We start from the raw sequence: 13,523 nt of genomic DNA, 5'->3' as shown, positions 1-13,523 counted from the left end.
ATTAGCCTTTCATTACATTAACATCTTCAACCGCAATAGAACCACGGTTACGGAAAAAAACAACAAGTATTGCTAAACCAATTGCTGCTTCAGCAGCCGCCACTGTCAAAATAAATAAAGCGAATATTTGACCAATAAGATCATGAAGAAATGCTGAAAATGCAACAAAGTTGAGATTAACTGAAAGTAATATAAGCTCGATTGACATAAGAATAATAATCACATTCTTTCTATTTAAAAAAATACCGAAAATTCCAACCGTAAACATTATTGCAGAAACAGTAAGGTAATGAGCAATACCAATGTACATAATAATCTTCCCGCTAGATGCCTTTTCCTGACTCAACTTTTTTAATTTCAATTGCAGTTTCTGGGTTCCTAGCTACTTGTATACCAATCGATTGCCGTTTAACACCTGCTTTATGGCGAAGCGTTAAAACAATAGCACCAATCATTGCAACCAATAAAATCATCCCAGCAATTTGAAAATAAAAAACATAATCTGTATAGAGAATATCGCCTAATGCCTGTGTATTTGTTCGATGTTCTAAATTTGGCATTGGCTGTGTAGTATGAGTTCCTAAAATTAAAGAAAAATCATTACTAAAAAACACAATGATAAGTTCCACAGCAATAATAATACCAACCAATGCACCAACAGGAACATACTGAAAAGCATTTCTTTTCAATTCAGCAAAATCAACATCAAGCATCATAACCACAAACAAAAACAACACTGCGACAGCACCAACATAAACAACCAATAAAAGAAGTCCTAAAAATTCTGCTCCTGCAAGCAAAAATAAAGCTGCTGCATTAAAAAATGCCAATATTAGAAATAATACTGAGTGCACTGGATTACGTGCTGCAATAACAATGATTGCGCTCATCAGCATAATAAAAGAAAACAGGTAGAAAAATGCCGCCGCTAGACCTGTTAGCATGGGCTTCCCCTCAATAAAGATGGGTGTGAATTTTCACACCATATTTACATTTACCGGATAGAATCATCCGACCATTTATTTTATAATACACCTAACGATAAGGCGCATCCATCAATATATTACGAGCAATTTCTCGCTCCCAGCGATCTCCATTAAGTAAAAGCTTTTCTTTATCATAATAAAGCTCTTCGCGCATCTCTGTCGCAAATTCAAAATTTGGTCCTTCTACAATAGCCTCAACTGGACAAGCTTCTTGACAAAATCCGCAATAAATACACTTGACCATATCAATATCATAGCGAACTGTTCTACGTGTACCATCATTGCGCCTTGGCCCCGCTTCAATTGTTATCGCTTGTGCAGGACAAATCGCTTCACACAATTTACATGCAATGCACCGTTCTTCACCATTTGGATAACGACGTAAAGCATGCTCACCACGAAAACGATGAGAAACAAAACCTTTTTCATAAGGATAATTAATCGTAGGTTTTTGTGAAAAAAACTGACGCATTGCTAAAAAAAAGGCACTCACAAACTCTAACAGAAGAAGCGATTTTGCCGCTTGAATAAGACCTGACATATGAGAATTCCTTTTAAGCGAAACTAGTATATTTTAAAATAGCAGCAGTTATCACAACCATCGCCAATGAAATAGGCAAAAACACTTTCCAACCCAGCCTCATTAATTGATCATAGCGATAACGCGGCACAAATGCTTTAACCATAGCAAACCAAAAAAATACGAAACAAACCTTCAAAACAAACCAAATGACACCAGGAACCCAATTAAGCCACCAAACATCCAAGGGAGGTAACCAACCTCCTAAAAATAAAATAGTTGTCAAAGCACACATTAAAACAATAGCAACATATTCGCCAAGGAAAAAAAGCATATAAGGAGTTGAAGAATACTCCACCATATGGCCGGCTACAAGTTCAGATTCTGCTTCAACTAAATCAAAAGGAGGACGATTTGTTTCCGCGAGTGCAGAAATGAAAAATATAATAAACACTGGAAAAAGGATTAACCAATTCCAATCAAGCAAACTGCTGAAAGATAAACCAAGATATGTTCCAAACCCTTTATTCTGCTCCTGAACAATTGTTGTAAGATCCAATGAACCACTCACTAAAATAACAGTTACAAGAACAAACCCTATTGAAACTTCATAAGAAACCATTTGTGCTGCTGATCGAAGTGCACCTAAAAAAGGATATTTTGAATTCGATGCCCAGCCCCCCATAATAACACCGTAAACTTCAAGGGATGAAATGGCGAGAATATAAAGTAAACCAACATTAATACTCGCAATTTCCCAACCTTCATTAACTGGAACAACAGCCCAAGCTGATAATGCGAGTGTTGCAGAAACAAAAGGTGCTAAAAGAAAAACACCCTTATTAGCACCAGAAGGAATGATAGGTTCCTTAACAACAAATTTAATTAGATCCGCAAAAGACTGCAATAATCCCCATGGACCCACAACATTCGGACCACGCCGTAATTGTACAGCTGCCCAGATCTTTCTATCCGCATAAAGAAGATAAGCAATAAGAACTAAGAGAACAGTTAAAAGAAGCAGTGTTTTTCCTACTACAATAAATAATGGCAATAGCCAGGTAAAGAAAGTGTCCATAATATTCTTTCCCTCTCTGCCTCTATTCTACAGCTTCTATAGTATGATTTTTTGCAAGAGCTGAGCATTCCGCCATAACCGCAGAAGCCCGTGCTATTGGGTTTGTCAAATAAAAATCTTCAACTACAGAAGTGAATTCTTGTGTCTTTAAAGTAAGTATTTGCGAACCAAGTGCTTTAAGATCACTAATACATGAAGGTGCTATCTCATCAATACCAGCAAAATGTGGAAAATCACTGAACAAATTTTGCCTTAACTGAGATAATGAATCAAACGGAAGTTTTTTTCCTAAAACATCAGATAAAGCACGCAAAATAGCCCAATCTTCTTTTGCTTCACCTGGGGAAAAACCAGCACGATTTGTCATTTGAACACGCCCCTCTGTATTCACATAAATCCCTGATTTTTCCGTATAAGTGGAGGCTGGTAAAATTACATCAGCAGCATGTGCACCATTATCACCATGGCTGCCAATATAAATTGTAAAAGCCTTTTTATGCGCTAAGTTTACTTCATCAGCACCAAGCAAAAATAAAACTTCACAGGTTTCAACAATATTTTTAACCCCAAGCTTAGAAGTGAAACCGATATCAAGTCCTCCAACAGTCGATGCAGCATTATGAAGAACACCAAACCCATTCCATTCTTCACTAAGGGCACCAACACTATCAGCTAATTTTGCAAGATTTTTTAAAACAGAAAGACCTTCTTGACCTAAAACAGCCCCTACCCCAATAAAGATAATTGGTTTCTTAGCCTTTTTCAGCACATCAAAAAATGGATTTTTTCCTTCAACAAGTGCATTCAACGTGTCAGTATCAGCTCCAAGATAAGAATATGGATAGCGTAAATCAACCTTCTTTCCAATTAATGCAATTGGAAATTTTCCCATTCGCTGACGCTTTAAAATACGTGCATTTAAAACAGCTGCTTCAGCACGCGGATTTGATCCAACAATGAGCAATGCGTCAGCTTGTTCAATACCTGCAATAGTAGGATTAAATATATAACTTGAACGCCCTAATTCAGAAGAGAACGCTATATCTCTTTGACGACAATCAAATATTTTTGATCCTAATGAAATCAGCAATGCTTTAAGCGCATATATTTCTTCAACGGATGCAAGATCTCCAGCAATTGCACCAATCTTTTCTGCTGACGTTTCAGAAATTACTTTTTTAATTTTTGCAAAAGCTTCTGACCAACTGACAGGATGAAATTTTCCATCTTCACAAATATAAGGTCTATCAAGTCGCTGAGTGCGCAATCCATCCCAAATAAAACGCGCCTTATCAGAAATCCACTCTTCATTCACATCTTCATTAACACGTGGCATAATACGCATGACTTCACGACCACGGCTATCAATACGAATAGCACTACCGAGAGCATCCATCACATCAATCGATTCTGTTTTAATCAATTCCCATGGCCGTGCATGAAACGCGTAAGGTTTTGAAGTTAAAGCTCCAACTGGACAAAGATCAATAACATTTCCCTGTAATTCAGATGTCATCGCTTTTTCAAGATATGTCGTAATTTCAGCGTCTTCACCACGACCAATTAAACCAAGTTCTGAAATACCTGCAACTTCTGTTGTAAAACGGATACAACGTGTACAGTGAATACACCTTGTCATAACAGTTTTGACAAGAGGACCAATGTATTTATCCTCTACAGCACGTTTATTTTCTGCATAACGAGAACAATCACGCCCATAAAACATAGCCTGATCTTGAAGATCACATTCTCCACCTTGATCACACACAGGACAATCTAATGGATGATTGATGAGAAGAAACTCCATAACACCTTCACGAGCTTTTTTGACCATCTCTGTGTTAGTGAATATCTCAGGTATTTCGCCATTCGGTCCTAACCGTAAATCACGGACCCCCATAGCGCAAGATGCCTGAGGTTTTGGAGGGCCGCCCTTAACCTCCACCAAGCACATGCGGCAATTTCCTGCAATTGACAAAGATTCATGAAAACAAAAACGAGGCACTTCAGCACCAGCAGCTTCAGCAGCCTGAAGCAACGTGTAATAATCAGGAACTGTAATTTCTTTTCCATCAACTTTGATATTTATCATCACTAATCCAGTCCGCGGACAATTTATCTAAATTTGTATTCCATTATTCATGAAAATAAGATTTTTTACCCCACCGCTTCTAAAGCAAAATTTTTTCTTTGAACTGCATTACGGGTATAATCATCAATCCTCTGTTCAATCTCTGAACGAAAATTTCGTATTAATCCCTGCACAGGCCAAGCTGCAGCATCACCAAGCGCACAAATAGTATGTCCTTCTACTTGTTTAGAAACTTCAAAAAGAAGGTCAATTTCTCGCTTTTGCGCTTTTCCTTCAACCATGCGTCCCAAAAGGCGCATCATCCAACCAGTACCTTCACGACAGGGTGTACATTGCCCACAACTTTCATGTTTAAAAAAGGCTGCTATACGCCAAATTGCCTTGATGATATCAGTTGATTTATCCATAACAATTGCACCCCCGGTACCAAAAGAAGATCCCACATCACGCATCCCATCAAAATCCATAATTGCATCCATGATATCCTCACCGCGAACAACCGGACAAGAAGCTCCACCTGGAATAACCGCTAAAAGATTATTCCACCCCCCCCGAATACCTCCTGTATGTTTTTCAATTAATTCACGAAAAGAAATCCCCAGAGCTTCTTCAAATGTACAAGGTGCATTAACGTGCCCAGAAATCATAAATAACTTTGTTCCAACATTGTTTGGACGACCAATTGATGAAAACCATGAAGCTCCTCGACGCAAAATCGTTGGAACTACCGCTATAGATTCAACATTATTAACTGTTGTTGGGCAACCATAGATCCCTACATTAGCAGGAAATGGTGGTTTAAGCCGAGGCTGTCCTTTTTTACCTTCAAGGCTTTCAAGAAGCGCAGTTTCTTCACCACAAATATAAGCGCCAGCACCATGATGAACAATAATATCGCAAGCATACCCATGCTTAGTTTTTTTACCAAGAAAACCAGCATCATAACATTCATCAATTGCTGCTTGTAGCGCTTCACGCTCACGAATATATTCTCCGCGAACATAAATAAAAGCAACATTTGCTCCCATTGCAAAAGTAGCAATAACACACCCTTCAATCAAAGTATGGGGATCATGTCGCAAAATATCACGATCTTTACATGTTCCAGGCTCTGATTCATCTGCATTCACAATTAAATAATGTGGCCTACCATCACTTTGTTTTGGCATAAAAGACCACTTCATACCTGTAGGAAAACCTGCACCACCACGACCACGTAAACCTGATGCTTTCATTTCATTAATAATCCAATCACGGCCTTTTTCGATAATCGCTTTAGTGTTATCCCAATGCCCGCGTGATATCGCACCCTTTAGAGATCTATCCTTAAAACCATAAATATTGGTGAAAATGCGATCTTTATCAGCTAGCATACCCCACCATTTCCTTTATCACTGACTGCATTTCTAGCATTTTTCTGAACTCAATTTTTAAATATGTTCGTAAGATTTCTTACTTCTACTAAAATAATTTTACAATGGATGAATAATAAATTCCTCATCAACAAAAGCGATATTTATTCCTACTTCTATTTCTTTATTACTTTTTTTCTTTGACGATTTGAATAACTTCTTTTATCTTCATCTTCATTAATTAAAGAAGTTAAACTGTTAATAGGCTCTGATGATTTACGGCTATTTTGCGGACCTACAGCTACTTCAGAACCTTTATTTGCTTCAAATAAATCAATAATTTCTTCAAGACGCTCAGCCGTAAGATCTTCATAAGTATCTTTAAAAATCATAACCACCGGTGCATTAACACAAGCACCAAGACACTCTACTTCTTCCCATGATAAAGTTCCTTCTTGATTGGTAATAAAAGGCTCAGGATGAATTTTTTTTTGACAAATTTTGATTAATTCAGTTGAACCACGTAGCATACAAGGGGTAGTACCACAAACTTGAATATGCGCCTTTGTTCCAACTGGTTTTAATTGAAATTGAGTATAAAAAGTTGCAACTTCTAAAACACGTATATAAGCCATAGAAAGCATTTGAGCGATATGCTCTATTGCTGCACGCGTCACCCAACCTTCCTGCTCTTGAGCACGCATTAATAAGGGAATTACAGCTGATTGCTCACGCCCTATAGGATATTTTTCTATAGTATTTTGCGCCCATAGTTGATTTTCTTTTGTAAAAGAAAATTCTTCTGGTTGGTGAATATCATCTGCAAGACGACGCACAGACATTAGCGATCAACCTCTCCAAAAACAATATCAATCGAACCCAAAATAGCTGTTGCATCTGCAAGCATATGACCTCGAGTCAAAAAATCCATTGCTTGAAGATGAGCAAAACCAGGGGCACGTAATTTAACACGATAAGGCTTATTTGTTCCATCAGAAACCAAGTAAACACCAAATTCACCCTTCGGAGCTTCTACAGCGACATAAACCTCACCAGGAGGAGTATGAAAACCCTCCGTGTAAAGCTTAAAATGATGAATCAGTGCTTCCATTGAATTTTTCATTTCGCTACGCTTTGGTGGAACAATTTTACGATCTAAACTTGAAACAGGCCCATTTTTTTCAGTACTAAGCAAGCGATTCACGCATTGGCACATAATTTTTGCTGACTGACGCATTTCTTCCATGCGAATGAGATAGCGATCATAACAATCACCATTTTTACCTACAGGAATATCAAATTCCATTTCATCATAACATTCATAAGGCTGACTCTTACGCAAATCCCATGGCACTCCAGCTCCACGAATCATAACCCCAGAAAAGCCACGTGCCCAAGCTTCATCAATGCTCACTACACCAATATCTACATTACGTTGTTTAAAAATCCGATTTGGTGTTATAAGTGCATCGAGATTACCAAGAGCAACAAGAAATGGATCAATAAAATTACCAATATCTTCAATTAAAACTTCTGGTAAATCTTGGTGTACACCACCAGGACGGAAATAATTTGCATGAAGACGTGCACCACATGCACGTTCATAAAAAATCATCAATTTTTCACGCTGTTCAAAGCCCCAAAGTGGTGGTGTCAAAGCGCCAACATCCATTGCTTGTGTCGTTACATTAAGCAAATGATTAAGCAAGCGACCAATTTCAGAAAAGAGAACACGAATCAACTGTCCTCTTTTAGGGACTTCAACACTTAATAATTTTTCAACAGCAAGTACAAAAGCATGCTCTTGATTCATAGGAGCAACATAATCTAAACGATCCAAATAAGGGCCCGCTTGAAGATAAGTTTTTGTTTCCATCAATTTTTCGGTACCGCGGTGCAATAATCCAATATGTGGATCCACACGCTCAACAACCTCACCATCTAGCTCTAGAACCATACGCAAAACGCCATGTGCTGCAGGATGCTGCGGACCAAAATTGATATTAAAATTTCGGACATTAACTTCAGCCACAACTAACCCCTTACTTTTCTAGATGCGCCCTTAAATTGAACACCAACAGAATTTTGCTTATTATATTGCAAAAAACATCCAATTATTTAGTCTCCATTTCCTTCATTAATATCATTTTTCGCCATTTTCCTTTTTATCACATGGTAAAATATAATCAGTACCTTCCCAAGGTGAAAGAAAATCAAAATTACGCATTTCCTGCCGTAAAACAACAGGCTCATAAATTACCCGCTTTGCTTCATTATCATAACGGCACTCAACAAATCCTGTTACTGGAAAATCTTTACGCAAAGGATGTCCTTCAAATCCGTAATCAGTCAAAATACGTCTTAAATCTGGATGACCTGAAAATAAAATCCCATACATATCGTATATCTCACGCTCATACCACTCTGCTCCAGGATAAACGGAACAAACAGAAGGAACAGGAATATTTTCATCAGTTCGCACTTTAACACGTAACCGTAAATTCTGAAAAGGCGATAATAATTGGTAAGAAACATCAAAACGCTTATCACGCGCAGGATAATCAACACCACTAATATCTATAATATTAATAAACTGGCAACGTGAATCATCACGAACAAACATTAAAATATCAATAATCGCATCAAGACGCGATACAATAGTCAATTCACCAAACGCAAATATACTTTCTTCTAGCTTATCCCCTAATTTTTCCTTTAGGTAAGCAGCAAGCTCGATCAATGTTTCAGTTGCCATAATCAAACCCCTATCGCTCTATGGAGCCAGTACGACGAATTTTCTTTTGTAACAATAAAATACCATACAATAACGCCTCTGCCGTAGGAGGACATCCTGGAACATAAATATCCACTGGTACAATACGATCACACCCACGTACAACCGAATAAGAATAGTGATAATACCCACCGCCATTTGCACATGACCCCATAGAAATCACGTAACGCGGTTCAGGCATTTGATCATAAACTTTACGTAAAGCAGGCGCCATCTTATTCGTTAAAGTACCAGCAACCACCATCACATCTGATTGACGTGGAGAAGCACGCGGTGCATACCCAAAACGCTCATTATCGTAGTGAGGCATGGAACATTGCATCATTTCAACAGCACAACAAGCTAGGCCAAAACTCATCCACATTAATGAACCAGTACGCGCCCAAGTTATCAAAGAATCTACGGAAGTTACTAAAAAGCCCTTATCAGACAATTCAGCATTCATGTCCTGAAAAAATTGATCATTAGCACCAATAAATTTACTGGTATTTGGATCAATAATTCCTTTTGCCTGTGGAGCAACAATCGTTGAATTATTAAACACTAATCCCATTCAAGAGCCCCCTTTTTCCACTCATATATAAACCCGATCGTTAAAATAGCTAAGAATAAAATCATTGACCAAAAACCGAACATACCTATCGAATGAAATGAAACAGCCCATGGAAAAAGAAAAGCAACTTCAAGATCAAAAATAATAAATAAAATTGAAACAAGATAAAAGCGAACATCAAATTTCATACGTGAATCATCAAATGAGTTAAATCCACATTCATAAGCTGATAATTTTTCAGGATCAGGAGCACGGTAAGCCACAATGTAAGGTATAATCAAAAGAACTCCCACTATAACCGCTGAAACAATAATAAAAATCAACACTGGTAAATAAGAGCCCAATAAGTGAGTCATAATCCTCTTCCGCTTCAATGAGGTACATAAATTAACAAAGTTATCCAATGTGATTTAGATTTATCTAAATTAAACACCTGAATTGCTAAATAACCCCGTTAATTACACTCGCACTGCTTCAAGGGCATGCCGTGCAAAACTTTTCAATAGTATAAGTACCGCAGTGCAAAGAAAGACGCAAGCCCCTATTCTTATAAACTATGGAAAAATTAAATTTCACAGAAAATTTGACGGTCAGCATCCCAACCACTACGCACTTTTAAATGCTTACATTAAAAATAATTAAGAGGTTACTTTAGAAATGGCGCGAGTGACGGGGCTCGAACCCGCGACCTCCGGCGTGACAGGCCAGCACTCTAACCAACTGAGCTACACCCGCGCATTTTATTTTGAATTAATCAAAATTAGTACCAGCGGTGGTGTAAGGTGTTCATTCATCTGTGTCAAGCATACTTCAATGTTTTTTCCAAAAAAATAAAATAAACAACAAAAACAAAATTTTTTTATCCGTTAAAAAATATTAATGAATATCATCTTTGTTCTTGCCTTTAGAAAAAATTTTCCTTAAAGAGCTTTCATCTAATTGCAAATTATAAACAGGGCGATTAGCTCAGCTGGTAGAGCGCCTCGTTTACACCGAGGATGTCGGGAGTTCGAGTCTCTCATCGCCCACCATTGTATTTTTTATAATGATTAACATTTTATCGATCTTTATTTAAAGGTAAGGGAAATATAATCCAAAGTGAGAAAGTGGAATTCTTCAATTTTCCTCTTGTATAGCGGTTTTTAATTCCTTGAGAGCCATTGCTTCAAATGTATGAAAATCGTATCAAATGCATTATTAAGACGTTCAAGATCAAGAATAAACAAAAATATAACAAGTACTATCCACCTCGTTAAGCGAGACATCATTCTCACATCCGGTAGGTACTCATCATCTCTGCAAGAGCTTTTTCTCTGCTTCTGTCAGCTCTACACTCTTGTTACTTTATTTTCTAGCCATGTTGCTAACCACACATATTTTTACCTTGCTTGTTGTGCTTTAAAAGATCTCTTGCCAAATTTGGACTCATCATATCTAAATCTTAGTGTTCTACATAAATTGGTAACCAACTAATGCAAAACGCTCGTTCATTTGTTGCGCAACCATTGAGAAAGATCAGCACGTACATCAGTATCAATTTTCCTGTTAATCTCATTTTCTACCTCAAGCTATGTACCGTCATCTTTAATGCATGCTCCATTTGCCTATGCTGTTCAGTTTTCTTCCAAGATAAAAGCCTTTTATGAAGGCCATAAAAAAGCAGCCAAAGCTGCTAATATAACCAAGAACTTCTCTCATGAACCAGTGTTTCAGTTTCCCCTTCACAAAGTTTGTCGATATTTGCTTTATCAATAGTGAAATGCAAGGCGCAAAATGATCAATAAATTCGCACACTAATCTGAATAATGTTTATTCACTTAAACCTTAATCATCATGATTATCAATGACAAATAAAATCGCCTTATCCTTAAACCTTAAAACATATTTGACGTGCTTCACATGATAACTCTTTGAACTTAATTTCAAATGTTCATGCAGATAGAATGTCTAATTATGCATGCTCTTCAGCGATCTTATCACAGTGTTCTGCTCCTAATTCATAGTGAAGATTCATGTTCAAACAACGTTCATTACAAATAGAAAATCATAAACAAACCACACACACAACCATAAACAAACCACAAATTTATTGTCTTATTTAAAATCCCATTTCTTTGTTCTTCATCCAGGATATGGCGATCAAGCACATTTTCCAACTCACACATCAATATCATAACGAAAACAACGTTAAAGGAAACACACAATGAAATTGAAACTATTGTTGTTCTTGTTTAACCTCTTATTATCTCTTCATACTTCTTTGTCCGCACCTATTCCTGCTCAAGTCCTGCAAACCCCTACAGACCATCCTCACGACAAAGCTATTCATGTTAAAGTCCATACAGGATATAAATATTGCTATGCCCCTGTCTTTACAAAAGGAGAGGGATACATCTATCTCGATGATTGTTCTTCCTCTAACGTTAAATTCGCTCGCTATGACCTGTTTCAAAGAGTCGCCTGGAATATCAACGACACCTGGTTGTGCATGACTGCTCCTAGCTCCGTGACAGGCATTGACGGAAGCTCAACCGCTGACTGGGATTATTTGCTCTTACGCCCTTGTGTTATCAATGATCAAAATCAACGCTGGATCATTAAAGAGCAAAGTTTTTATACAGCTGATGGAAGATTTCGTGTTAAAGACTATAAATGGTATGCTTATATTTCAAAGAACGAGAAAGACTATTATGACCATAAATTAGCCTTTGAAATGGCTGCCTGGGTCCAAACGATTTCTCCTCCTGGAAATCTCAGTTCCAAAACCTTTGTCGCCTGGCTATATGTCAATACATATCCTCCTGTATTTGCCCTCTATTATCTGCAAAATGACTCCTCCTCCCTCTCTACAACACCGCTGCCTCTTTATTACAATCCAGAAAATGGCCATATCGCTCAATATTACAATGCCTCTGGGGATTTTTATTGTATGGTTTCTCAACAATCTCCTTCCGATAATTGGAATTGGGTTACATGGCAACCTTGTACGGATAAAGTTTCTTCAAGTAAGGATGCCTCTTTTTGGGATATTTCTCAGTTAGATGAGACTAAAGGTCTTATTTTGGATTCTCAAGGTAATCCGCTAAGAGTAACGCAATATGGTACTTATTGGGGGGTCCCTTACACAGCAAAGCCCAGTTATCTTAAACAAGACACCAACAACTCGCCAACCTCTAATTTTCTATTGTCTACTGATATTGAAAAATGGAACCGTTATGTGAATGGGAATTTAGGAGATACGCTTGCTTATTGCCCTGCCCCTGGAAATAAGAAAAATGTTACACAGAATTCTTCTGCCAAAACACGAGTAAAACGGTCTTTACCTCCCGATTTTGATCTCACCCCAGAATGGACAAAAAGACTATGGGAAATCTCTAGAAGCACTATACGTAATGTTGAAACAACTATTGGCTATTGTGGAATTTGCATGCTGCATGCTATGCAAATGCTTGCTGAGTTGCAAGAATATCACAATAGTACTCCCCCTCAAGACGGAGAAGGATATTTCTTTAATACGCGTCTAGGTGTAGATCCATTTGACTCACTGCGTTTTAGATTTCCTGGAATTGCAGAAAGACTCGAAGTTACAGAGCAGTATACCGATATACCTTATTATGTGGGAGAAGATATGCACATAAGAATAAGTAGAATATCTCGCACTATAGCATCAATGTTTTTGACACAATATGTGTGGAGATCTTCAGCGGTAGCAAGAACCAATGATAAGATGAGAAGGGTACTTCAAGAACTTGTAAATACTCCTCCTGGAACACTTGGATTTGTAACAATTATTGCTGAAAATAGTACAGGAATGTCTGGTCATGTCCAACCTTTTTTAAGAACACGCCAATGGTTAACCTTAATCCCTACAAATACACCTGACCATACTCTTGGAACATTCAGAAATAGTCTTATCTCAACAACAAATCCACAAACCTTTCTTTATCATCTCTCAGAGAGAGGCACTCAAACACTTCGTTCAATCTCAACTTTTCAAATGAATCCATTAAATAATCCTCCTTTGAATCTTTACGTGTCGCAAAGGAATTGCACTGGAGAAGGAGAACATAGAAGAGGTAATAGAGGACTTCCAAGAGCTTCTCTCATTAATCAATGTAGAAGTAGCAGATGTGCTATCCAATGAAGAA

General features: G+C 37.7%; 11 protein-coding genes, 2 tRNA genes and 1 pseudogene. 2 read left to right on the top strand and 12 right to left on the bottom strand.

Translation table 11 applies throughout. The features are described from left to right. Position 1: 1 nt before the first annotated feature. The 12 genes and pseudogenes from nuoK to H710_RS04250 form a co-directional block, all read right to left on the bottom strand. Entirely contained in the window at positions 2-310 is a 309-nt protein-coding gene (nuoK, locus tag H710_RS04305) for an NADH-quinone oxidoreductase subunit NuoK (RefSeq protein ID WP_041849605.1), read from the bottom strand. A gap of 13 nt (positions 311-323) precedes the next feature. Continuing rightward, positions 324-944 carry an NADH-quinone oxidoreductase subunit J gene (locus H710_RS04300; RefSeq protein WP_041849604.1) on the bottom strand — a complete coding sequence of 207 codons (621 nt, stop codon included), beginning with the start codon at positions 942-944 and terminating at the stop codon, positions 324-326. A 91-nt stretch (positions 945-1,035) separates the two neighbouring features. After that, entirely contained in the window at positions 1,036-1,527 is a 492-nt protein-coding gene (gene nuoI, locus H710_RS04295; RefSeq protein WP_041849603.1) for an NADH-quinone oxidoreductase subunit NuoI, read from the bottom strand. 13 nt (positions 1,528-1,540) lie between these two features. Beyond that, positions 1,541-2,584: an NADH-quinone oxidoreductase subunit NuoH gene (gene nuoH / locus H710_RS04290; RefSeq protein WP_196295853.1), complete on the bottom strand. Its 1,044-nt coding sequence runs from the start codon at positions 2,582-2,584 to the stop codon at positions 1,541-1,543. A gap of 22 nt (positions 2,585-2,606) precedes the next feature. Then, on the bottom strand, positions 2,607-4,676 hold the full coding sequence (gene nuoG / locus H710_RS04285; RefSeq protein ID WP_041849601.1) for an NADH-quinone oxidoreductase subunit NuoG: 2,070 nt from the start codon (positions 4,674-4,676) through the stop codon (positions 2,607-2,609). A gap of 65 nt (positions 4,677-4,741) precedes the next feature. Then, positions 4,742-6,049 (bottom strand): NADH-quinone oxidoreductase subunit NuoF, encoded by a 1,308-nt coding sequence (gene nuoF, locus H710_RS04280; RefSeq protein WP_041849600.1) that lies wholly within the window; start codon positions 6,047-6,049, stop codon positions 4,742-4,744. A gap of 99 nt (positions 6,050-6,148) precedes the next feature. Further along, positions 6,149-6,870, bottom strand: a pseudogene (nuoE, locus tag H710_RS04275) (NADH-quinone oxidoreductase subunit NuoE). After that, positions 6,870-8,060, bottom strand: a complete 1,191-nt coding sequence (locus H710_RS04270) for an NADH-quinone oxidoreductase subunit D (RefSeq protein ID WP_041849598.1) — start codon at positions 8,058-8,060, stop codon at positions 6,870-6,872. The pseudogene nuoE and the gene H710_RS04270 overlap by 1 nt, the downstream one beginning before the upstream one ends. Before the next feature lie 111 nt (positions 8,061-8,171). Continuing rightward, on the bottom strand, positions 8,172-8,783 hold the full coding sequence (locus H710_RS04265) for an NADH-quinone oxidoreductase subunit C (RefSeq protein ID WP_041849597.1): 612 nt from the start codon (positions 8,781-8,783) through the stop codon (positions 8,172-8,174). Positions 8,784-8,793: 10 nt separating this feature from the next. Continuing rightward, positions 8,794-9,375 (bottom strand): NuoB/complex I 20 kDa subunit family protein, encoded by a 582-nt coding sequence (locus H710_RS04260; RefSeq protein ID WP_041849596.1) that lies wholly within the window; start codon positions 9,373-9,375, stop codon positions 8,794-8,796. After that, positions 9,366-9,731, bottom strand: coding sequence for an NADH-quinone oxidoreductase subunit A (locus H710_RS04255; protein WP_041849595.1), 366 nt, complete (start codon positions 9,729-9,731; stop codon positions 9,366-9,368). The genes H710_RS04260 and H710_RS04255 overlap by 10 nt, the downstream gene beginning before the upstream one ends. Before the next feature lie 302 nt (positions 9,732-10,033). Continuing rightward, positions 10,034-10,110, bottom strand: a tRNA-Asp gene (locus tag H710_RS04250). Between the two features lie 220 nt (positions 10,111-10,330). Between H710_RS04250 and H710_RS04245 the strand changes: the two genes are divergently transcribed. Continuing rightward, positions 10,331-10,406 (top strand) — tRNA-Val (locus H710_RS04245). A gap of 1,172 nt (positions 10,407-11,578) precedes the next feature. Then, complete coding sequence (locus tag H710_RS04240; protein ID WP_041849594.1) at positions 11,579-13,519, top strand: DUF1561 family protein; 1,941 nt, start codon at positions 11,579-11,581, stop codon at positions 13,517-13,519. The last annotated feature ends 4 nt before the right edge of the window (positions 13,520-13,523 follow it).

It is taken from the genome of Bartonella bacilliformis Ver097 (assembly GCF_000709795.1).
Taxonomy (GTDB): domain Bacteria; phylum Pseudomonadota; class Alphaproteobacteria; order Rhizobiales; family Rhizobiaceae; genus Bartonella; species Bartonella bacilliformis_A.
The sequence above is the reverse complement of the archived record's forward strand: the minus strand, read 5'-3'. Positions and strand labels throughout refer to the sequence as shown.